The 22,206-nt window shown below is 71.4% G+C and carries 13 protein-coding genes, 1 other RNA gene and 6 pseudogenes; 7 read left to right on the top strand and 13 right to left on the bottom strand.

The genetic code is table 11. The features are described from left to right. Window positions 1-68: 68 nt before the first annotated feature. Window positions 69-968 (bottom strand): hypothetical protein, encoded by a 900-nt coding sequence (locus DEJ15_RS09955; RefSeq protein WP_110825436.1) that lies wholly within the window; start codon window positions 966-968, stop codon window positions 69-71. Between the two features lie 53 nt (window positions 969-1,021). Here DEJ15_RS09955 and DEJ15_RS09950 point away from each other — a divergent pair, with 53 nt between their 5' ends. Together DEJ15_RS09950 and glnA are read left to right on the top strand one after the other, a co-directional pair. Further along, window positions 1,022-1,735, top strand: a complete 714-nt coding sequence (locus DEJ15_RS09950) for a DUF4191 domain-containing protein (RefSeq protein ID WP_110825435.1) — start codon at window positions 1,022-1,024, stop codon at window positions 1,733-1,735. 687 nt (window positions 1,736-2,422) lie between these two features. Next, a pseudogene (gene glnA / locus DEJ15_RS09940) lies at window positions 2,423-3,850 on the top strand (type I glutamate--ammonia ligase). A 316-nt stretch (window positions 3,851-4,166) separates the two neighbouring features. On the opposite strand, the pseudogene DEJ15_RS09935 reads toward glnA, so the two are convergent. The 5 genes and pseudogenes from DEJ15_RS09935 to DEJ15_RS09915 form a co-directional block, all read right to left on the bottom strand. Further along, a pseudogene (locus tag DEJ15_RS09935) lies at window positions 4,167-5,494 on the bottom strand (UDP-glucose dehydrogenase family protein). 89 nt (window positions 5,495-5,583) lie between these two features. After that, window positions 5,584-6,363: a glycoside hydrolase family 26 protein gene (locus DEJ15_RS09930; RefSeq protein ID WP_284176190.1), complete on the bottom strand. Its 780-nt coding sequence runs from the start codon at window positions 6,361-6,363 to the stop codon at window positions 5,584-5,586. Then, the gene (locus DEJ15_RS09925) at window positions 6,336-8,696 is read right to left on the bottom strand and encodes a glycosyltransferase (RefSeq protein WP_284174915.1); all 2,361 of its coding nucleotides are present in this window, start codon (window positions 8,694-8,696) and stop codon (window positions 6,336-6,338) included. Before DEJ15_RS09925 ends, DEJ15_RS09930 begins: the two co-directional genes overlap by 28 nt. 515 nt (window positions 8,697-9,211) lie before the next feature. After that, window positions 9,212-12,194: pseudogene (locus tag DEJ15_RS09920) on the bottom strand (bifunctional [glutamine synthetase] adenylyltransferase/[glutamine synthetase]-adenylyl-L-tyrosine phosphorylase). Between the two features lie 34 nt (window positions 12,195-12,228). After that, entirely contained in the window at window positions 12,229-13,566 is a 1,338-nt protein-coding gene (locus DEJ15_RS09915) for a glutamine synthetase family protein (RefSeq protein WP_110825428.1), read from the bottom strand. Between the two features lie 229 nt (window positions 13,567-13,795). Between DEJ15_RS09915 and DEJ15_RS09910 the strand changes: the two are divergent. Continuing rightward, window positions 13,796-14,846 (top strand): annotated as a pseudogene (locus DEJ15_RS09910) (iron-containing redox enzyme family protein). Beyond that, window positions 14,836-15,081 (top strand): CDGSH iron-sulfur domain-containing protein, encoded by a 246-nt coding sequence (locus DEJ15_RS09905; RefSeq protein WP_110825427.1) that lies wholly within the window; start codon window positions 14,836-14,838, stop codon window positions 15,079-15,081. The pseudogene DEJ15_RS09910 and the gene DEJ15_RS09905 overlap by 11 nt, the downstream one beginning before the upstream one ends. Window positions 15,082-15,085: 4 nt before the next feature. Here DEJ15_RS09905 and DEJ15_RS09900 read toward each other — a convergent pair whose 3' ends face one another. Then, complete coding sequence (locus DEJ15_RS09900) at window positions 15,086-15,271, bottom strand: SPOR domain-containing protein (RefSeq protein ID WP_110825426.1); 186 nt, start codon at window positions 15,269-15,271, stop codon at window positions 15,086-15,088. Window positions 15,272-15,347: 76 nt separating this feature from the next. Between DEJ15_RS09900 and map the strand changes: the two are divergent. From map to rnpB, 3 genes and pseudogenes are all read left to right on the top strand, one after another. Next, window positions 15,348-16,213, top strand: a pseudogene (gene map / locus DEJ15_RS09895) (type I methionyl aminopeptidase). Between the two features lie 43 nt (window positions 16,214-16,256). Then, window positions 16,257-17,009 carry a polyphosphate--glucose phosphotransferase gene (ppgK, locus tag DEJ15_RS09890; RefSeq protein WP_110825424.1) on the top strand — a complete coding sequence of 251 codons (753 nt, stop codon included), beginning with the start codon at window positions 16,257-16,259 and terminating at the stop codon, window positions 17,007-17,009. A 15-nt stretch (window positions 17,010-17,024) separates the two neighbouring features. Continuing rightward, an RNA gene (gene rnpB / locus DEJ15_RS09885) (RNase P RNA component class A) lies at window positions 17,025-17,386 on the top strand. Window positions 17,387-17,447: 61 nt separating this feature from the next. On the opposite strand, the gene DEJ15_RS09880 is transcribed toward rnpB, so the two are convergent. The 6 genes and pseudogenes from DEJ15_RS09880 to DEJ15_RS19520 all read right to left on the bottom strand — a co-directional run bounded on the left by DEJ15_RS09880 (window position 17,448) and on the right by DEJ15_RS19520 (window position 21,995). Beyond that, the gene (locus DEJ15_RS09880) at window positions 17,448-18,182 is read right to left on the bottom strand and encodes a zinc ribbon domain-containing protein (protein ID WP_110825423.1); all 735 of its coding nucleotides are present in this window, start codon (window positions 18,180-18,182) and stop codon (window positions 17,448-17,450) included. Between the two features lie 2 nt (window positions 18,183-18,184). Beyond that, window positions 18,185-19,018, bottom strand: a complete 834-nt coding sequence (locus DEJ15_RS09875; RefSeq protein ID WP_110825422.1) for a Nif3-like dinuclear metal center hexameric protein — start codon at window positions 19,016-19,018, stop codon at window positions 18,185-18,187. Between the two features lie 38 nt (window positions 19,019-19,056). Continuing rightward, entirely contained in the window at window positions 19,057-19,917 is an 861-nt protein-coding gene (locus DEJ15_RS09870; protein ID WP_284174914.1) for a hypothetical protein, read from the bottom strand. 17 nt (window positions 19,918-19,934) lie between these two features. Then, window positions 19,935-21,269 (bottom strand): helix-turn-helix transcriptional regulator, encoded by a 1,335-nt coding sequence (locus DEJ15_RS09865; RefSeq protein ID WP_284174912.1) that lies wholly within the window; start codon window positions 21,267-21,269, stop codon window positions 19,935-19,937. Between the two features lie 102 nt (window positions 21,270-21,371). Continuing rightward, window positions 21,372-21,743 (bottom strand): annotated as a pseudogene (locus DEJ15_RS09860) (ATP-binding protein); the annotation flags it as partial. A 48-nt stretch (window positions 21,744-21,791) separates the two neighbouring features. Then, window positions 21,792-21,995 (bottom strand): STAS domain-containing protein, encoded by a 204-nt coding sequence (locus DEJ15_RS19520; protein ID WP_502866089.1) that lies wholly within the window; start codon window positions 21,993-21,995, stop codon window positions 21,792-21,794. Window positions 21,996-22,206: the final 211 nt, after the last annotated feature.

Below are 22,206 nucleotides of genomic sequence, written 5' to 3'. Positions count from 1 at the left end.
GACCGACACCACGCCGACGGCCCCGTCTCCCACCCGGGAGGCGGGGCCGTTCCGCGTCCCCGGCCCGGTCATCGGCCCCGACCCTGCGTGACGGCGACGACGAGACCCGCCACGACCACCAGCACGGTCACGACCGCACGGACACCGACCCGTCGGCCGGCGAGCGGCACGCCCGATGTCAGGACGTCCCGACACGCCACGAGCAGGCGGCCGACCGGCAGCGTTCCCTGCGTTCCCGGACGCCCGCCCGTCGCCGTGCCGTGGCGGTCTGCGGTCTCGAAGGCGTAGGGCAGCGGCGGCGGGTCCCACCGCACGGGACGCGGTGGTGCGGCCGCCCGGACAGCGCGGTCGAGCTCCACGAGGGCCGCGCCGCCGTGCGTCCGCGCCAGGGAGCACCGTTCGTCGATCCCGTCCACACCCGGGCCCGCGATCCCGGCGTCCCGGGCGTCGACACGGTCCCAGACGGCACGGACCGCGAGCACGAGCGCCTCGACCCCGGGGAGTGACCCCGCGGGCTGCTGCCCGTCCGCGCCCGGAGGGCGGTCGACGAGCACGACCGCGCCCGCGTCGTCGACGACGACGTCCTCCACGCGGGCGGAGCCGAGCAGCAGCGCGCCGGCGTCCGCCAGCAGCGCGACCTCGAGCAGCGGGAGCGTGAGCGTCACGGCGACGCCCGGTGTCGGCGACCCGATGCGGTCCAGTGCCGTCGGCAGCGCCAGCCCGGACGGGCCGGCCGTCCGCACGACGAGCGTCCCGGTCTCGTCACGACCCACCTGCGCGACGGCGACGAGGTGGTCGTGCGCCAGGCAACTGCGGTCCGCGACCCACTCCCAGAAGGCGTCCGAGGGCGTCGCGGTCCGCCAACAGCGGTCGGTCGGTTGCTCCAGGTCCACGGTGACCAGCGTGCCGGCGGTGGGGCGGGCCTCCCGTCCGCGACCAGGACCGGTGGAGACGTCCCGTTCGCCCACAGCCTGAGGGCGGGCGGTCTCCGATCCGCGTGCCAGGCCGTATCCTTGACGGCATGGCACGCAGCAGTTCCTCAAGCACCCCGGCGAAGGAGCCCGGTCGTCTCAAGCAGATGTACCAGGTCTTCACCATGACGCGCCGGGCCGACCCGTCGTCCGTCTGGTGGTTCGCCCTCGCTTTCCTCGGTCCGGTCGTGGCGGGCGTCCTGTTGGCGCTGCTCCTGCCGGGTCAGAACTGGCTCGCGATCGTCCTCTGGATCCTCGCCGGCGTCCTGCTCGGCGTGCTGCTGTTCCTCATCGTGCTCGGGCGTCTGGCCGAGCGGGCCGCGTACTCGCAGATCGAGGGGCAGCCCGGTGCCGTCGGCGCCGTGCTGACGAACTCGCTGCGGCGTCAGTGGCGGTCGAGCGAGATGCCGGTCGCCGTCCACGGCCGCTCGCAGGCTGCGGTCTACCGCGCGGTCGGGACGCCGGGCGTCATCCTCATCACCGAGGGTCAGGTCGGCAACCTCACGCGCCAGGTCGAGGAGGAGCGCCGCAAGGTGGCCCGCATCGTCCCGAACGTGCCGATCCACGTCGTCAACGTCGGCGACGGTGACGGCCAGGTCACGCTGCACAAGCTGCCGAAGGCCATGAACAAGCACAAGAAGGCCCTGAACCGGAACGAGGTGCTGGCGGTGTCGAACCGACTCGACTCGCTGACGCACGGTCCTGCCGCGTCCATCCCGAAGGGCATCGACCCCACGCGTGTCCGAGCGGGTCGCCCGCGCTGACCGTCACCGCCGCGTCCCGATGCCCCCCGGCCGTCCTGGTCGGGGGCATCGTCGTCCTCCGGCACCGGCCGGCTCGGACGGCACCGGCGGACGAGGACCCGCGCCGTCAGCGGCGGACGAGCACCGTACCGGCAGCGCCGTCGTGGAGCGGACGGCCGTCCTTCGCGTGGATGAGCGCCGGGACGACGATGCACAGCAGCACGGCGCGGACCGCCGGGCGCCAGACACCGACGTAGCCCCCCGCGGATCGGCACCACGCGCAGCCCGACACAGAGGTGCCCGAACGACCCCGACGCGAGCGCGATGAACAGGACCTGCAGCACGGCGAAGATGCCCAGCGTGATGAAGTTGCCCGCCGCGCCGTACGTGCCGATGACGAGGGAGACGAGCGAGGCCAGCGCCCAGTCGATCACCAGCCCGAGGAACCGCCGGCCGAAGCTGCCCATGCTCCGCGGACCCGACTCCGGCAGCCCCAGGACCTTGCCCGGCCACTCGGTCCGACCGGAGCCGGCTGCGGGCGGGGTGGACGGAGTGGAGCGGGCCATGTCCCCAGCGTAGGCGGTCGCCGGGTGCGTAACACGCTGGAAACAACGCAGTCACGTCCGGGAAACCCGGTGTCTCTAGCCTCGTCGGAGGGTGCCTCCTGGTTCCCTCGACACCACCCAACGCCACAGGAGACCGACTCGCATGTTCAGTGATTCCTCCGAGGTGCTCGCGTTCATCAAGGACACGGACGTCAAGTTCCTCGACATCCGGTTCACGGACCTCCCCGGGGTCCAGCAGCACTTCAACATCCCCGCATCAACGGTCGACGAGGACTTCTTCGCCGTCGGTCAGCTCTTCGACGGCTCCTCGATCCGCGGCTTCGCGTCGATCCACGAGTCGGACATGCAGCTCATCCCCGACGTGACGACCGCCTACGTGGATCCGTTCCGCGCGGAGCGCACGCTGATCATGGTGTTCGACATCTACAACCCGCGCAACGGCGAGATCTACGGCCGTGACCCGCGCCAGGTCGCCAAGAAGGCCGAGAAGTACCTCGCCTCGACCGGCATCGCGGACACGGCGTTCTTCGCCCCCCGAGGCCGAGTTCTACATCTTCGACGACGTCCGCTACTCGGTCACGCAGAACGAGTCGTTCTTCTCCGTCGACTCGGAAGAGGGCGCGTGGAACACCGGCCGCGAGGAAGAGGGCGGCAACCTCGCCAACAAGACCCCGTACAAGGGCGGCTACTTCCCCGTCTCGCCGGTCGACAAGACGGCGGACCTGCGCGACGACATCTCGCTGAAGCTCATCGACGCCGGCCTCGAGCTCGAGCGCGCGCACCACGAGGTGGGCACCGGCGGCCAGCAGGAGATCAACTACAAGTTCGACACGCTGGTCCACGCCGCGGACGACATCCTCAAGTTCAAGTACATCGTCAAGAACACGGCCGAGCAGTGGGGCAAGGTCGCCACGTTCATGCCGAAGCCCCTGTTCGGTGACAACGGTTCGGGCATGCACACCCACCAGTCGCTCTGGTCGGACGGCACCCCGCTGTTCTACGACGAGAACGGCTACGGAGGCCTGTCCGACGTCGCGCGCTGGTACATCGGCGGCATCCTGCGGCACGCCCCGGCCCTGCTCGCCTTCACGAACCCGACGGTGAACTCGTACCACCGCCTGGTCCCGGGCTTCGAGGCCCCCGTCAACCTCGTCTACTCGGCGGGCAACCGTTCGGCTGCGATCCGCATCCCGATCACGGGCACGAACCCGAAGGCCAAGCGCATCGAGTTCCGCGCGCCCGACGCGTCCGGCAACCCGTACCTCGCCTTCGCCGCGCAGCTCATGGCCGGCCTCGACGGCATCCAGAACCGCATCGAGCCGCACGAGCCGGTCGACAAGGACCTCTACGAGTTGCCGCCCGAGGAAGCCAAGAACATCCCCCCAGGTCCCGGCCGGCCTGTCGCAGGCGCTCGACGCGCTCGAGGCGGACCACGAGTTCCTCACGAAGGGCAACGTCTTCACCGAGGACCTCATCCAGACCTGGATCGACTACAAGCGTGAGAAGGAGATCCTCCCCCCTCGCGCAGCGTCCCCACCCGTTCGAGTACGAGCTGTACTTCGGCGTCTGAGTTCCGCACACGAGGAAGGGCCCCGCACCGTCAGGTGCGGGGCCCTTCGTCGCGTGCGCGTCCGCAGAGCAGGGAGCCGTCCCCTGCGCCGAAGCGACAGATGGCGGCCGTACTTCCCCGCCGATCTGTCGCTTCCGCGGCGGGACCGCCGTGCGCGTCCGCCTGGAGGCCCGGTGGCGGCCCGGCGGACCGGCACCGGGCCGCGCAGCGCAGCGCAGCGCAGCGCACCGCACTGCGCTGCGCTGCGCTGCGCCACGGCAGACGAGAGCGGGGCCCGCGCCGTCGCCGGCACGGGCCCCGCTCGACCGCGGTCTGTTCAGCGCGCGGTCACCAGCGCGTCCGTCACACCGGCTGCGACGCTCGTGGCCGGTGCAGCGGCCGGGCTCGGTCGGCCGAGGGAGCGGACGGTCCAGCCCGCCCCGACCCACCGTGCGGCCGGGAGGCAGTTGCGCGCGTCGATCACGACCCGCTGACCGACGAGGGCGGCGAGGGCGACCGGGTCGGCCTCGACGACCTCGTCCCACTCCGTGAGGACGAGCACGAGGTCGGCGCCCTCGATGGCCTCCGTCATCGATCCGGCGTACGTGAGGGTCGGGAACGAGCGCCGTGCCGTCTCCATCGCCTCGGGGTCCCACAGCGTCACCTGGGCGCCGCGGAGGTGCAGCGCCGCCGCGACGTTGAGCGCCGGCGAGTCCCGGACGTCGTCGGTCATGGGCTTGAAGGCCGCTCCGACGACGGCGATCCGGCGGTTGAGCACCGATCCCCCCGGCGGACTCGATCGCCATGTCGATGACCCGCTGGCGCTGGCCCATGTTGATCTCGTCGACCTGCTGCATGAGCCCGACGACCCGCCCGGCGCCGAGTTCGGCCGCGCGGTGCATGAGCGCCCGGATGTCCTTCGGCAGGCACCCGCCCCCCGAATCCGAGACCGGCGTTGAGGAACTTCCGGCCGATGCGGGCGTCGTGCCCGAGGGCGTCCGCGAGCGTCGAGACGTCCGCGCCCGTGATCGCGCACATCTCCGAGATCGCGTTGATGAACGAGATCTTCGTCGCGAGGAACGCGTTCGCGCTCACCTTCACGAGCTCGGCGGTGGCGAGGTCGGTCGTGATGACCGGGGTCCCCTCGCTGATCGGGGCGGCGTACACCTCGCGGATCACCGCGTCCGCCGCCTCCGACGCACCGCCCCAGACCAAGCGGTCCGGGTGGAGCGTGTCCTCGACGGCCTTGCCCTCGCGCAGGAACTCGGGGTTCCAGACGAGTTCGGCGTCGATGCCGGCGGGCGTGAACTCGCTGACGATGCCGCGGAGGCGCGCTGCCGTCCCGACCGGGACCGTGGACTTGCCGACGATGAGCCCCGGGTGGGTGAGGTGCTCGGCGACACCGCGGGTGGCGGCCTCCACGTAGGACAGGTTCGCGGCGTACGACCCGGCCTTCTGCGGTGTCCCGACGCAGACGAAGTGCACGTCGGCCGCAGCGACCGCTTCCGAGATCGAGGAGGTGAAGCGGAGCCGCCCGGTGGCGACGTGCTTCGTGATGAGTTCGGGCAGTCCGGGCTCGTAGAACGGCACCTGCCCGGCCGACAGGGCCGCGAGCTTCGCCGGGTCGACGTCCACGCCGATGGTCTCGAAGCCCATCTCGGCCATGGCGGCGGCGTGCGTGGCACCGAGGTAGCCGGTGCCGATGACGCTGATGACGGGAGCGGGGCGGGCGTGGTCCCGGGATGGCGATGTGGTCACTTCTTGACCTCCTGCAGGTCGTAGTCGATGTCGTTCCGGGCGATGCCGGCCGCGAAGGCCGCCATGCTGTCGGCCCGGGAGTTGAGTCGCCAGTCGTTCGTCGTGCGGGCACCGTCGACGATGGTGGTGGCGGTCTCGCTGAAGTACGCGAAGCCGATGACGTCGGCGTTCGCCGGGTCGGCGAGGGCGTCGAAGAGCGAGGTGATCCAGCGCGCCTTCTGGCCGTCCGTGACCGTGGCACCGGTCTCGGTCGCGCCGATCTCGCTGAGCAGGATCCGCTTCTCGGGCGCGATCTGCCGGAGCTGCTCGATGGTCTTCGCGAAGGTGGTGTCGAACGTCGGCGCCTCGGCCGCCTTCCGGTAGTAGCCGCTCATGCCGACCCAGTCGACGTAGTCGTCACCCGGGTAGTACGCCTTCAGGTAGTCGAGCGTCTGGTACTTCGGGTTGCCCAGGGCGTCGATGCGCGTCGGCGACCAGTTCCAGATGACGTAGTCGTTCGCGCCGGCACGGTCGAAGACGTCGTGCACGTGCTGCCACATCGCGACGAACGAACCCGGTGCGTTCTGCTGGACGGTGCCGTCGGCCCAGTTGTACCAGCTGCCGTTCATCTCGTGGTCGAGCCGGATGACGACGGGCTGGCCGTTCGTCACGAGGGCCTCGGCGTACTGCGTCAGGTAGCGGTCGAACGCCCCGCCGGTGACGTCGGCGTTCGTGTAGCCGGGCACGTACTTCTGGTCGTTGCCGGTCTTCAACGGACGGCTCTCCCAGGTGAGCATCGGGACGCGCCCGTTCGTCCAGGAGCGCTGGACGGCGTCGGCGTTGAAGTCCTGGTCGAAGCCCTGGAAGTAGCCGACCATGTTCGTGGCGGTACCGACCTGCTGGGACACCTGGTCGTACTCCGCCCAGTTGAAGGGCGACTGCGCCGTGTACAGGCCGTACCAGCGGGACTGCTGTGCGAGCACCTCGGCCTTGGTCGGGACGTCGACGGGGACCGCGGGGTCCGGGTCCGTCGACGGGCCGTCCTTGCCGGGTACGACGGTCGGACCGCCGCCCTGCCCGGACGCTCCCGATCCGGACCCCGATCCGGACCCGGACCCGGAGCTGCCGGCGTGGCCGCCGGAGGCCGACGTGCCGGAGGAGGACGAGACTCCCGAGGAGTGGTGCGCTCCGGACGCCGACCGGGCGTGCGCGAGTTGCGACCGCAGGTCCGCGATCTGGCCCTTGAGCTGCGTGAGCTGGTCGCCGCGGGAGCCGGCCTGCGCCGTGGTGCTCTGCAGCTTGCCCTCGAGCTTCCAGATCCGCTCCTGGGCTGCGGTGAGCTTCGCTTCGAGCGCCTCGGCGTCCGCCGGTTGCTCCTGCTTGGTCGGGACGCCGAGCGCTCGGCTGACGGCCGAGGAGACCGGCCCGGAGGGTGAGATCCACACCGACCAGGTGATGAGCGAGAGGACGGCGACGATGGCCGCCATGCCGACGGCGGTGCGCTTGGCGTGTCGGGTCGAGGGTGCCCACCAGGTGCCGGTGGAGCGAGGGAGATCAGACAATGAGGAACGCCTCCAGAGCGAAGACCGCGATCCCGATCACGTAGGGGATCGACGCGTAGGGGGTTGAGACGACGGGGACGGGAGGGTTTCGGGGCGCGCTGTGCCTGTCGCTCGGTCGCGGTCGCGACGTCGCGGCGGGTGGCGAGGACGGTCGTGGTGGAGGCCGTGGTGGCGTCCGGACCGAAGATCTCGTCGAACGCGCGGTCGACGGCGGCCTGCTCGTCCGTGCCGCCGACGGGGGCGGACGGGTCGTGGTCGACCGGACTTCCCGGGACGGCCGCGGCGCGGGGCTGCGGCTGCGCCGGGTCCTCCTCGACCGGACCGCCGGCGTAGGCACCGGCACGGGTCCCCCAACCGCTCGCGTGGGCGAGACGGAAGAACCCGATGAGGCGGATCGGCATGAGGAAGAACGTCGAGACGATGATGAACATCGGCAGGCGGAAGAAGTCGGAGGGCTTCTCGGCCAGGTGCCGCATCTGCCGGATCGCCATGCTCAGCACGCTCGAGACGACCATGAGCCCCGCCACGTAGACGAACCCCGTCGAGAAGCCGTACTGGTGCAGGATCCCCTCGTACAGGTTCTGACCCTGCCCGGTGAGCGCCCGGTAGACCCACCCGGCGATCACGCCGAAGAGCATGAACGGCAGGATGATGTCGGTCAGGAAGAACAGGGCGAGGACCGGCGCGTGGCCGAGCATCCAGGGCAGCATCCGCAGCGTGTTGTACTGCGACCCGCGGGCCCAACGGAGCTGCTGCTTGAACAGCTTCTTCACCTGCAGCGGGGCGTCCGTGTACACGAGCGACGTGTACTGGTAGACGGTCCGGTAGCCCTCCTTGAGCGTCAGGTTCGTGAGCGTCCGGTCGTCGGACACCTCGAGGAATACGCCCATGAACTCCTCGTGCATGAACTTGTCCATCACACGGACGAGGATGCTGCGGCGGAACGCGATCGTGCGACCGGGCAGGCAGCCGATCTGCCCGAGCACGCTCTGCGCGGGCATCGAGTACAGCGCGCGGGAGTTCTCGAGCCAGTCCGCCCAGCGGGTGATCCACGAGCGGGTCGGCTCGAGGATGCGCTGGCGGGTGGTGACGCCGCCGACCGACTCGTCCGCGAACGGCCGGAGGAGTTCGACGAGGGTGCCGGGCGTCCAGACGGTGTCGGAGTCGACGAGCACCGTGATGTCGCCGGTGGACATCTCGGTGCCGACCTTGACGGCGTTGCGCTTGCCGGGGATCGGCGTGTGGGTCCAGCGGACCAGCGGCGCGAACTCGTCGCAGACCGCTTCGAGTGCCTCGTTCCGGGCGCCGTTGATGACGACGATGATCTCGCCGGGACGCTGCTCGACCATGCGGCCGATGACGTCACGGAACAGGTCGAGCGGCTCGTCCACGACGGGGACGACCACGCTGGTCGTCCCGGTGTACGTGCCGGTGAAGGGGCGGTACCGGGCGGAGAGGACGACCTTGAGCAACCAGAGCAACCAGATCACCAGTGAGTACACGGTGAAGAGGTAGAACTCGGGGTGGCCGTCGACCATCTGCCGGATCTGGAGGATGAAGGTGAACATCGATCCCTGCTGCAACGTTCGAAGGGGAGATTCCGCGCCATCGGGAAATCGGGGGGTCGGTTCGGGTGTCCTCATTCAGACAGAACGCAGACGCGCCGCGCAACGTGCCCCTCGGCCGGGGGTGACGGCGTTGTGCCCCGGGGTACACCGGCGTCCACTGCACGCCGGACAGGCCGTGTCCGCACTGGTGCTGACAGCAGTTCCGTGGACCGGTCCCACGGCTCGCGGCCCGGCCGTCGACGGGGAGTCCGGCCGGGAGGCCCGGCACCAGCAGACGAGGAACCCCCCGGTCAGCAGGCACATCGGCAGTGACCGCCGACAGCCGTTCCGGCGTGGGCCGCGCGTGTTCCGAAACCCTGGTCGCACGCTGACAGCGGTACCGCGGCTGAACCGAACGGGGTACGGTATTCCATCACTCGGGGTACGGCGGCGGCGTCGTGGAAATTGCGGAAGACAACTCGCGCTCCTCCGCCCGAACGGAGCACCCCGGGCGTGTCGCGCGGCCCGCCGGGTGTTCAGGTGCCGTAGAACTCGCGTTCGAACACCTGTCGCGCGCGACGCGTCACGGCGAGGTAGTCCTCCTCGAGCTGCGACGCCGAGCCCGGCGGGTACTCCAGCAGACGCGCGATCCCCTCGAGCTGCGTGCGTTCGACCGGCAGGACGTCGGTCGTGCGGCCGGACCAGAGCACGAGCGCGCTCCTCGTGCGCGAGGCGAACCGCCAGGCGGCCGCGAGCTTCTCGGCGTCCTCCGCGGTGACCCAACCGGCGTCCGTCGCGGCGTCGAGGGCCTCGAGCGTCGAGGTGGTCCGGAGCGACGGCTGCGCACGCCCGTGCTGCAGCTGCAGGAGTTGCACGAACCACTCGACGTCGCTGAGGGAACCACGTCCGAGCTTGAGGTGCCGTGCGGGGTCGGCTCCGCGCGGCAACCGCTCCGACTCGACGCGGGCCTTGATGCGCCGGACCTCACGGACCTCGCGCTCCTCGATCGACTCCGGGTACCGCGTTCGGTCGGCGAGGTGCTCGAAGTCGCGGAGGAGCTGCGGGTCCCCCCACCGCACCGCGGGCCCGCAGCAGGGCCTGGGCCTCCCACGTGAGCGACCAGCGGGCGTAGTACGCGGCGTAGGAGTCGAACGAGCGCACGACCGGGCCGTTCCCGCCCTCCGGCCGCAGCCCGATGTCGAGCTCGAAGGGGTGCAGGGCGTCCTCGGTCAACCGGTTCAGTTCGCGCACGACCACCTGCGCCGCCCGCGACGCGACCTCGTTCGGCACCGTCTCGGACCGGTACACGAACAGGACGTCCGCGTCGGACCCGAACCCGAGCTCGCGGCCGCCGTACCGCCCCATCGCGATGACGCCGAACTCCAGGCCCTCCGGGGCGTCCCGACGGGCCAGGTCGAGTGCGCCGCTCAGCGTCGCCTCCGTCACGTCGCTCAGCGCAGGACCGAGCCCGTCGACGTCGAGGTGCCCGAGCACCGCCGCCATGCCCAGGCGCAGCGTCTCCCGCCGACGGACGCTGCGCAGGAGGGCCGCCGCCGTGTCCACGGCGTCGCCGTGACGGGCGGTCGTCGCTCCGGTCTCCGCGAGCAGGGCCGGCAGCGGTCGGGGGCGCAGCAGGGTCTCCGGCTCGTCGAGCCAGGCGACGGCCTCCGGGAAGCGCTCGAGCAGTCCGGACAGGAACGCCGACTCCGACAGCACCGTCGTGAGGCTGTGCGCGGCACCCGAGGAGTCGCGGAGCATCCGGAGGAACCAGCTCGACTCCCCCCAGGGTGTCGCTCAGTCGCCGGAAGGCCAGGAGGGCGCGGTCCGGTGCCGGTCCCTCCGCCATCCACCGCAGGAGCACCGGCAGCAGGTTCCGCTGGATGGCCGCACGGCGCGAGGTCCCCTGCGTCAGGGCACGGATGTGGGCGACGGCGCCGTCCGGGTCGAGGAACCCGATCGCGGTCAGGCGGTCGCGGACCTGTCCGCTCGTCAGGACGATCTCACCGTCGGTCGCCGCCACCGCCGAGAGCATCGGCCGGTAGAAGAGCCGCTCGTGCAGCCCCCCGCACCTCGAGCTTCACCGATCGCCAGCGGTCCTGCAGCGCCGACGCCGAGGACGCCAGCCGCGTCGACCGGGCGAGCACCCGGAGTTCGTCCTCGTTGCTCGGCATGAGGTGCGTCCGCTGCAGCCGTCGGAGCTGGATGTGGTGCTCGAGCACCCGGAGCAGGGCGTAGTCCGGCCCGAACCGAGCCGCTTCGGGACGTCCGACGTAGCCCGCGGCCGCCAGGGCGTCCATGGCCTCGAGCGTGGACCGGCCCCGCACGGACTCGTCGTCCCGGCCGTGCACGAGTTGGAGCAGCTGCACCGTGAACTCGACGTCGCGCAGGCCACCCGGGCCGAGCTTCAGCTGGCGGTCCACCTGACCGTCCGGGATGTGCGCGGTGACCCGCTCCCGCATCCGCTGAACGGACTCGACGAACCCGGGGCGCTTCGACGACTCCCACACGAAGGGCGCCACCGCGGCGACGTACCGCTCCCCCCAGGTCGATCGACCCGGCGATCGCCCGCGCCTTGAGCAGCGCCTGGAACTCCCACCCCTTCGCCCACCGCTCGTAGTAGGCCACGTGGGACTCCAGCGTCCGGACGAGCGCGCCGTCCTTGCCCTCCGGGCGGAGGTTCGCGTCGACCTCCCACAGCGCGGGCTCCGCGGCGAGGTCGGTGATGACGTGCGTGGCCGCGATCGCGAGGCGGGTCGCGATGAGGACCGCGCGGTCGGTCCCGATCGACGGCGCGTCGTCGCCCTCCGCCGGCTCGGTCGGTTCGGTGACGTAGATGACGTCCACGTCGCTGACGTAGTTCAGCTCGCGGGCGCCCGCCTTGCCCATCGCGATGACCGCGAGGGGGGGGGTCGCGGCGACCTCGGCGGCGGGGAACGGGACCTCGCGACGGGCCACGGCGACCGCGACGTCGAGCGCGGCGCCGGCCAGGTCGGCGAGCCCGGCTGCCACGGCCGGGAACGCCTCGGTCGGCACCGGGTGCAGGACGTCGAACAGGGCGATCTGGGCGAGGTGCCGGCGGTAGCGGACCCGGAGGCGGCGGCGCGCGGTCTCGCCCGAGCTGCCGTCGACGGCCTCGGCCAGGGAGGCCGTGTAACGCTCCTGGGACTGCGGCGGGGTGACCGGGTCGAGCAGCAGCGTCAGTTCCTCCGGGCGTCGCTGCAGGAACTCGGCGAGGCCGATCGAGGAGCCGAGCAGCCGGACCAGACGCTCGGTGGCGGCCGGGTCGGCGAGGACGGGACGCAGCCGGTCCGGAACCGCCTCGACCAGACGCTCGATCGCGAGCAGGGCACCGTCCGGGTCCGCGGTGGCGGCCCAGACGGACTCGGCATCCGCGATCGGGACACGGGGGTCCGACGCGGGGCGGGCCTCCAGGGCGCCGATCCGCTCGAGCGTGCCGGACAGGTCGGCGAAGCCGAGCCGCGCCAGCTGTGACCGCGACGTCGCCGTCCTGCCCGTCATCTCGCGAGTGCTCCCGTGGTGCGCTGCCGGTGGATCAGAGCATGCCGAGGTTCGTGTCCAGCTCGAACGGCGTCACCTGGTCGCGGTACCGCTTCCACTCCTGGCGCTTGTTCAGCAGGACGAAGTTGAAGACCTGCTCACCGAGGGTCTCGGCGACGAGCTCGGAGTCCTCCATGAGCGACAGTGCGTGGTCGAGGCTCGCCGGCAGCTGGCTGTAGCCGAGGGCCTTCCGCTCGGAGTCGGACAGGCTCCAGACGTTGTCCTCGGCCTCGGCGGGGAGCTCGTAGCCCTCCTCGATGCCCCTAAGGCCGGCGGCGAGCAGCAGCGAGTACGCCAGGTAGGGGTTCGCGGCGGAGTCGATGCCGCGGTACTCGACACGGGCGGACTGACCCTTGTTCGGCTTGTACAGCGGCACCCGGACGAGCGCCGAGCGGTTGTTGTGGCCCCAGGTGACGAAGGACGGGGCCTCGTCGCCGCCCCAGAGCCGCTTGTACGAGTTCACGAACTGGTTCGTCACCGCGGTGATCTCCGGCGCGTGCCGGAGCACACCGGCGATGAACTGCTTGGCCGTCGGCGAGAGCTGGTACTCGCCGCCGGGCTCGTAGAACGCGTTCTGGTCGCCCTCGAAGAGCGAGACGTGCGTGTGCATGCCGGACCCGGGCTGACCGGACAGGGGCTTCGGCATGAAGGTGGCGTAGACGCCCTGCTCGATCGCGACCTCCTTCACCACGGTGCGGAAGGTCATGATGTTGTCCGCCATCGTCAGCGCGTCGGCGTAGCGCAGGTCGATCTCGTTCTGCCCGGGACCGGCCTCGTGGTGGCTGAACTCCACCGAGATGCCGAGGTCCTCGAGCATGCGGACCGAGCGCCGACGGAAGTCGTGTGCGCTGCCGCCGGGGACGTTGTCGAAGTAACCCGCCTGGTCGACGGGCTGCGGGCCGCCGTCCTTCCAGTCGCGGCTCTTCAGCAGGTAGAACTCGATCTCGGGGTGCGTGTAGAAGGTGAAGCCACGGTCGCTCGCCTTCGCGAGGGTCCGCTTCAGGACGTTGCGCGGGTCGGCCACGGCGGGCTGCCCGTCCGGCGTCGTGATGTCGCAGAACATCCGCGCGGTGGGGTCGACCTCACCGCGCCACGGCAGGATCTGGAAGGTCGAGGGGTCCGGGTGCGCGAGCACGTCGGCCTCGTACGACCGGGTGAGCCCCTCGATCGCCGAACCGTCGAACCCGATGCCCTCGGCGAACGCACCCTCGACCTCGGCCGGTGCGATGGCGACCGACTTGAGCGTGCCGATCACGTCGGTGAACCAGAGTCGGATGAACTTGATCCCGCGCTCCTCGATGGTGCGGAGCACGAAGTCCGTCTGCTTGTCCATGCACGACCTTTCCGTGTTCGCCGGGCCGCGTCGCGGCTCGCCGGAGGCCGCATCGCGACCGTGCTCACAGGCTAGTGCCCAGGCCGCTGGTCGTGGGCGGGACGCGCGCGGTCGACGTCCCGCGCGGCCTGTTGTCAGGGGTACCGACCAGTATCGGAGTGGTACCGATCCGCGAAGGAGCACCGTCATGGCCGTCCTCGACGCCACCGAAGTCCTCACCCAGACCCCCATGCCTAGGCCGGAGCCGCGCGGCCCGTTGAGCGCGGCCGTCCTCGACGCACTGGTCTCCGGTGCGCCCGGGGAATCGCTGCCGACCACCGCGGCCGCCGCCGTCGCCGCCGCGTCCGACGTCCTGCACGACGACGACGTCCAGCTCGCGCTCTTCGTCCTGTACGAACTCCACCACGGCGGGGTCCACGGGGTCGACGACCGGTTGGAGTGGGACACGACGCTGCTCGCGACGCGCGCCGTGCTCGAGACGGCGCTCGAGTCCGCCGTGCGCGCCGTCGTCCCGGTACCGGAACGGCCGGAGGCCACGGCCGAGGCGGTGTCGGCAGCCCTCTTCGCCCTCACCGCCGCCGACAGCGGACCGAGTGTCTCCCGATGGGTGGCACGCAAGGCCGACCGTGAGCAGATCCGCGAGTTCCTCGTGCAGAAGACCGCGTACACGCTGAAGGAGGCCGACCCGCACAGCTGGGCCATCCCCCCGTCTCTCCGGACGCGCGAAGGCCGCGCTCGTCGAGATCCAGTCGGACGAGTACGGCGGTGGACGGCCCAAGCGCATGCACTCGGCGATCTTCGCCCGGACGCTCCGGGCCGCCGGGCTCGACGACTCGTACGGTGCCTACGTCGACCACCTGCCGGCGATCACGCTCGGCGCGCTCAACATGATGACCATGTTCGGGCTGCACCGGCGCCTGCGCGGCGCGATCGTCGGACACCTCGCCGCGTTCGAGATGACGTCCTCGATCCCGAGCAAGCTCTACGGGGACGGGTTCCGCCGGAACGGGTTCGACGAGGACGCGACCTGGTACTTCGACGAGCACGTCGAGGCCGACGCCGTGCACGAGCAGATCGCCGGTCGCGACCTCGCCGGCGGGCTGGTGGAGGCCGACCCGACCCTCCTGGACGACGTCATGTTCGGGGCGGCGGCGTGCCTGACGGTCGAGGGGATGGCCGGCGCCCAGCTGCTCTCGAGCTGGGAGGCCGGGCGCAGCTCGCTCCGCCGTCCGCTCGACGACGCCACCGTCACGTCGGGCGGTGTCGCGGATGTCGCGTGAGCAGACCGACGAGCCGTCGATCGTCGCCTACCCGGACGGGCCGTTCCTGCTCCGCGGGGACGTCGCGGTGCTCGGGCCGGACGGGCAGGAACTGCCCCGGCGCCGCCGCACCGTGGCGCTCTGCCGGTGCGGCAAGTCGGTGCTGAAGCCGTACTGCGACGGCACGCACAAGCTCATCGGCTTCCGCACCGAACCCGAGCTCCCGGCGGACGGCAGCGACCGCTCCGCCGAGTAGCGGGTCAGCCCTCGGCGTCGGCCGCGTCCGCGCGCTCGTTGTTCGCGCGGATGCGGTCGAGGGCGTGCGCGGCCTCGTCGCGGGTGGCGAACGGACCGATGTGGTGTCGGTTCGTCGACTTGAGGCCCTGTTCGACCTCGCCGGTCTTGTCGTTGTACCACCACTGGGACTCGATGCGTTCGTCGCTCATGAGCCCGACCGTACCCGCCGACCGCACGGCGCGGGCAGGGCGCCCCCCCCCCCCCCCCGCCGCTAGAGTGGAGCGCATGCCCCGGGACGAACACGGACACCTGACCGCCGGCCGGATCTCCCCCGCAGCGACCGGTCCCGAAGGACATCGACCGTCCCGAGTACGTCGGCAAGGTGGAACCGCACGAGCACGGCCTCGGTGACATCTACACGCCCGACGAGGTCGACCGCATCCGCACCGCCGGGCGCATCGCCTCGCAGGCCATCGACGCGGTGGGTGCCGCCATCCGCCCGGGTGTGACGACGGACGAGCTCGACCGGATCGGGCACGAGTTCGTCGTCGGCCACGGTGCCTACCCCTCCACGCTCGGCTACCGCGGCTTCCCGAAGTCGCTCTGCTCGTCCCTCAACGAGGTCATCTGCCACGGCATCCCGGACGACACGGTGCTGCAGGACGGCGACATCGTGAACATCGACATCACGGCGTACAAGGACGGCATGCACGGCGACACGAACCGCACCTTCGTGGTGGGCTCTGCGTCGCAGGAGGTCCAGGACCTCGTCACCCGGACGGAGGAGGCCCTGCGCCGCGGCATCCGCGCCGTCGCCCCCCGGCCGGCAGGTGAACGTCATCGGCCGCGCCATCGAGTCGTACGCCAAGCGCTTCGGCTACGGCGTCGTCCGCGACTACACCGGTCACGGCGTCGGCCGGGCGTTCCACTCCGGGCTGATCATCCCGCACGTCGACGACGTCCGGTACGACACCGTCATCGAGCCCGGCATGGTCTTCACGATCGAACCCATGCTGACGCTGGGCGCGATCGACGCCGACATCTGGGACGACGACTGGACCGTGACCACGCGGGATCGGTCGTGGACCGCGCAGTTCGAGCACACGCTCGTCGTCACCGAACGCGGCGCCGAACTCCTCACCGTCTCCTGACCGCACCACCCCTCAGCACGTCTACCGGAAGGCACCGTTCCTCATGACCTCACTCGCAGTCGGCGTCGACATCGGCGGTACAGGCATCAAGGGCGCGATCGTCGACACCGAGTCCGGCCAGCTCACGACCGACCGCATCAAGAAGGCGACGCCCGAGGGCGGGAAGCCGCAGGACATCGTCGACGTGGCCAAGTCGATCCTCGACGACCTGTCGCCGGCGTCGGACGTGGCCGTCGGTGTCTGCTTCCCGGCGATCGTGCGCGGCGGCAAGACCATGTCAGCGGCGAACGTGTCGAAGAAGTGGATCGGCTTCGAGGCCGAGGCGCTCTTCGAGAAGGAACTCGGTCGCTCGATCCACTTCGTCAACGACGCCGACGCCGCCGGGTTCGCCGAGCAGCAGTTCGGTGCCGCGAAGGGCCGTGACGGCCTCGTCATCGTGACCACCCTCGGCACCGGCATCGGCACCGCCCTCATCAACGACGGCGTGCTCATCGTCAACGCCGAACTCGGGCACCTCGAGATCGACGGCGTCGACTACGAGACGAAGGCCTCGTTCGCCGCCAAGGAGCGCGACGACCTGTCGTGGAAGCACTGGGCGAAGCGGCTGCAGAAGTACTACTCGCGCCTCGAGGCCCTGCTCTCCCCCGAGCTGTTCGTCGTCGGCGGCGGGGTGTCCAAGCAGCACGAGGAGTTCCTGCCGTTGCTCGACCTGCAGGCCGAGATCATCCCGGCGACGCTCCGGAACAACGCCGGCATCATCGGAGCCGCGACCCTGGCCGCGCGCAGCAACGGCTAGACTGCTCGGAGCGAACGGGTCGGTGAGACGGTCGCGTCACTCCCCCCGGGAGTGCCGAGGAACGTCCGGGCTCCACAGAGCAGGGCGGTGGGTAACACCCACCCGGAGCAATCCGCGAGACAGTGCCACAGAAAGCAGACCGCCGGCGGCGACGTCGGTAAGGGTGAAACGGTGGTGTAAGAGACCACCAGGGGTCCGGGTGACCGGATCCGCTCGGTAAACCTCGCCCGGAGCAAGGTCAGACAGAGGACGTCGAGGCTGCTCGCCGAGTCCTCGGGTGGACCGCTGGAGGCCGACGGCAACGTCGGTCCGAGAGAGATGGCCGTCACCGCGGCGGAAGTCGCGGGACAGAACCCGGCGTACGGCCGGCCCGTTCGCCTCGATCCACACAGCACGGCCCCCCGACACCGCGAGGTGTCGGGGGCCGTCGTCGTCGGCTCAGAGGCCGGACTCCGCCGTCCGCACGAGGATCGCGTCGCTGTCCGGGCAGAGCACGACGTCGTCCGGTGCCGCTGCTCGGATCGCCGCCAGGTCGGAGTTCGTCAGCGTCACCCCGGACGCCGTCGAGACGCCGCCCTGCAGGAGCGACGCGCCGAACCCGTACCGCGCACGCTGCCGCTCGTAGAGGGCGAGGAGGTCCGCCGGGACCGCAGCAGCCACGTCCGCCCGCGCCTGCACGGCCGCGACGCGGTCCTTCTCGAACCGGGCGATGCCGTCGTCGCGGACGCCCATGAGCCGTCCACGCTCACCGTCGAGCTCAGCGAGTTGCGCCTCGACGTCGCCGACCCGTGCGCGCAGGCGGTCGAGCGTCTCCATGACCTCGAGCTCCTGCGTCTCGAGGTCACCGATGCGCCGGTTCAGCGAGTCGAGTTCGTTCTGCAGCCCGGCGGCGTCCTTCGCGTTGCCGACGTTCTGGAGCAGGGTCGTGTCCCGCTCGACACGGGCCTGTGCGGTCGCGGTGTCGGACTCGAGCCGGGCGAGGTCGCGTTCGGCGTCCTCGACCTCGCCGACGGCGACGACGAGCTGCGCGCGGAGGGCGGCGGCGCGGGTGCCGAGTTCGGTGAGGTGCTCGCCCTTCTGCAGGGAGCTGATCCGGTGCGCCAGACGCGTGATGTCGTTGTCGAGTCGCTGCAGGTCGAGCAGGGTGGCCTGGTCCTCGGGTGCTGCCTTCATGGTCAGGCTCCTTCGTTGGGTGCGGATGGCAGGACGGCGAAGTCCCACGGGTCGGTACGGAGGTCGCTCACGGTCACGTGCACACCGGCGGCCGCACGCAGCTGCTCGGCGGCGACGTCCAGCCAGAGCCACTCGGTCGCCCAGTGGGACGTGTCGACGAGCGCCGGACCGTCGGCGAGCAGAGCCTGTTCGCGGAACTCGGACGCGGGGTGGTGCCGGAGGTCGCTCGTCACGTAGACGTCGGCGGCCCGCACGGCCGGGTGCCCGAGGTACGAGTCCCCCGCCCCGGCGCAGAGCGCGACCGTCCGGACCGGGTGGTCGTACTCCCCGGAGACGCGGACGCCCGTCGCGGTGGCGGGCAGGACGTCGACGATGCGTCGGGCCAGTGCGCCGAGGGGCATCGGCTCGGGCAGCACGCCGACGCGGCCGATCCCGGTGATGCCGTCCGCCGCCGGGTCGATGGGGCGCTGGTCGACGAGCCCGATCCGCTCCGCGAGCACCGCCGAGGTCCCGGTGGTGACGACGTCGGCGTTCGTGTGGGCCGCGAGCAACGCGCAGCCGCCACGGACCAGCGTGGCGAGCACGGACCCCTTGACCGTGGACTCGTCGATCGTCGTCACACCACGCAGCAGGAGCGGGTGGTGGGTGAGGAGCAGGTCCGCGCCGGCCGCGACCGCTTCCCGCGCGGTGTCGGGGACGGCGTCGACGGCGAGGTGGACGTGCTCGACCACCGCGTCCGGATCGCCGGAGACGAGGCCGACGGAGTCCCAGGACTCCGCTCCGGCGGTCGGCCACAGGGACTCGACGACGGACTGCAGTTCTCGGAGCGTCGGCATCCCGTCAGTGTACCGAGGCGCGGGGCCCGCTCCGGGTGTCAGCGGCGGCCGACGAGGCGCAGCACGCGAGCGACGAGACGCGACCACCAGCCGGGGCCGGCGGTCGTGTCGGCGGCGTCCCGGGCCTCCCGGTCGGACCCGTCGACGTCGGTCGCGGAGTCCGTCGGCCCATCGACCGTGTCGTCGGTGACGACGGGCGGTGCGGCCGGGACGGCGACCGAGACCACGGGCGTCTCGCCCGTGTGGGCACGCAGCACCGCGGCGAACGCCTCGCGGTCGACGACGGTCGGGCCGGTGGCCGGCTGGACCAGCGGGGTGGGGCGGCCCGACGCCGACAGCGGCGGTGAGACCGGGGCACCGGACAGGAGGCCCGACACGGGGCGGACGGCCGTGCGCGGCCCGACTGCGGTCACGGTGGCAGCGCTCGGCGCGGGTGCGTCCGCGTCGTCGGCTCCGTCGAGGTCGGCGGGCAAGTCGAGCGCGACGGGCTCGGCCACCGCGCGGTGCGGTGCCGGCAGCAACGGGCGGACGGCACCGACCAGGACCGGTGCGGTCGCGGCACGGCGGAGCGCGGCCCGCTCGCGGCGGTCGGCCTCGAGGGCGGCGTCGGCGAGGAGGTCGGCGAAGACCTCGCGGGCGAAGACGCGTGCCCCGTCGATCTCGGCGGCCGAGACATCGGTACCGGCCAGTCCGGCGACGACGGCCTCCCAGGCAGCGAGACGGGCGAGGTCCTCGTCGCGGACACGGACCTCGTCCTCGAGCAGGTCGATGCGCTCGATCGTGGTGCGGCCGCTGGTCGCGCTCAGGGCGACGGCCAGGTCGTCGAGGCGGAGGGCGAGACGCTCGGGCGGTTCCGGGAAGGAGGGGGGCGCAGACCGCGACGTGGCGCGCGCGGTCACGGCGGAAGGCGCGGTCGTCACGCTGGTCCACGACGGCACCTTCGTCGGCGACCGGAGCGTCCACGACGGGAGCGTCCACCACCGGAGCGTCGGCGACCGGAGCGTCGGCGACCGGAGCATGCGCAGCGGGATCGACGACGTCCGGGGCGGCGGGGAGCACCGGGCGTCGGACGGGACCGGTGACCGGGGGCACGACGAGGTCGGCCACGTACGGGGAGCGCGTCGCCGGGGCGTCGCGCAACCACTCCTCGAGTTCCCGACCGAAGGGGTCGACGAGAGGGGTGCGTGCACCGGACTGCGTCTCCATGTGAGGAGTATGAATATCGCGCGGTACGGATCGGCGGACATCCGCGGAGTGTCGCGTGATCGGGTGGCATGTCGCGGTGGACGTGAGCGGCGTGTCGGTCGTTCGACACGGTCCGCTCGGTCAGCCGTGCAGCGTGTCGCGGGGGGTACTCGCCGAAGCGACGCGCGTACGCCGCGGAGAACCGGCCGAGGTGCGCGAACCCCCACCGCAGGGCGACGGTCGCGACGGTGGTGTCGAGGGGCGACGCTGCCCGGAGTTCGTCCCGGACCCGGTCCAGCCGGATTCCGCGCAGCATCGCGTTCGGGGCGACACCGATCTGCCGTTGGAAGGCCTGCTGCAGCCCGCGGACGCTCAGGCCGACCTGCTCGGCGACGTCCGTGGTGGTGATCGGGGTGTGGGCGACCGCGTGCATGTACTCCACGGCCGCACGAACGCGTCCGGAGGCGCCGACGGGGACCGGGACCTGGCGGGTCAGGACGTGGTGCGGGAACGTGCTGAGCAGGGCGAGGGCGGTGCGCCGTGCGACCTCGGCGAGGGCGAGCACGGACATCGGAGCGGCCCCGAGGACGACCGGCGCCCACTCCTGGACGTGCAGGTTCCAGGCGCGGGCCGCCTCGACCCCGGGTGCCACGGCGTGGTCGAGCACGACCGTGCCGGGCTCGGCGCCGTGGACCTCGGCGGCGACACGCTCGACGACGGCACGGTCCACCTGCACGAGGTTCTGCCGGACGTCCATCAGGTCGAAGCGGAACGGACGGTCCGAGGGGAACACGACAGGACGGCCCGGGACGAGGGCGACCTCGTCGCGGCCGACGTCGACCACGCCGCCGCCGTCGCTCACCCACGTCACGACGAACTCGTCCGGGGACGCGACCTCGCCGACCATCCGTGCGTCGTACCGGGTCGAGCGGAAGGACATCGTCGCGTCGCCGACGGTGCGGAAGCGGTACCCGAACGGTCGCTCCGATCGCTCGGGGAGGAAGCCCGAGGCGTCGTACGCGTCCTCGAACAAGGTCCGAGCGGCGTCGAGGTCGTTCCCGGTCATCTCGACGACGTTCCGAGGGTCGGGTGGCACGCACATCACGGGCATGCTGACACGGCTTGGACCGAGTCTATGAATCCGGATCGACCGGGTGCGGGAAACGGCTCACGCCGCGCGGGTGGCCTTCCGCACCGTCCACCGGTTCTCGTCGCCGTGACGGTCGTAGCGGAGCTCGTCGACGACCATCTGCACGAGGGCCAGCCCACGGCCGCTCTCCGCGAACTCGTCGGGCAGGGTCGCTCCGGCCACGTCGACCGCCGCGGGACGACCGTCGTCGGTGATCCGGGCCTCCAGCCCGTCGGACGCGACGGCCAACGTCAGCGAGCACGTCAACGGGACGCCGGCGGTGGCGTGCTCGATGACGTTCGACGCGAGTTCGATGATCGCGAGCTCGAGGGCCATGCGGTCCTCGACGCTGATCGCGGGCTCCGACGTCCAGACGTCGGCGAGGAAGTCGTGCACGGACGAGACGTCGTCGGGCGGTGACGCGAAGTCGAGCCGGTGTTCCCCCCACGACGGCCCCGGTCAGACCCATTCGCTGACGGCTTCGTCGCCGTCCGCGTAGCTGCGGAGGATCTTGTCGATGTTCGAGAGCTTCAGGACCATCGCGACCTGCTCGGAGGGAGCGGCGATCCGGAGGTCGCCGCCGGCCTGGCGCGCGGTCTTCAGTGCGCCCACGAGTGCGCCCAGACCCGACGAGTCGAGGAACTCGACCTTCGACAGTTCCACGGCGACGCGGGGGCGACCGCCCTCGATGACGGACGCGACCGTCTCGCGGAATGCGGGGGGCCGACACCATGTTGAGGCGGCCCGAGCACTCGAGCACCGCCGCTTCCGTGCCGGCTTCGTGTACGACGATGTCCATTGTCTCCGGGGCCTCCTCGAGAACGTGCGCGTGCCTTCCAGCGAGGCTACCGATTGTCGACGACCGGGGGGAACA

Origin of the sequence: Curtobacterium sp. MCJR17_043 (genome assembly GCF_003224315.2) — a bacterium.
Taxonomy (GTDB): domain Bacteria; phylum Actinomycetota; class Actinomycetes; order Actinomycetales; family Microbacteriaceae; genus Curtobacterium.
The sequence above is the reverse complement of the archived record's forward strand: the minus strand, read 5'-3'. Positions and strand labels throughout refer to the sequence as shown.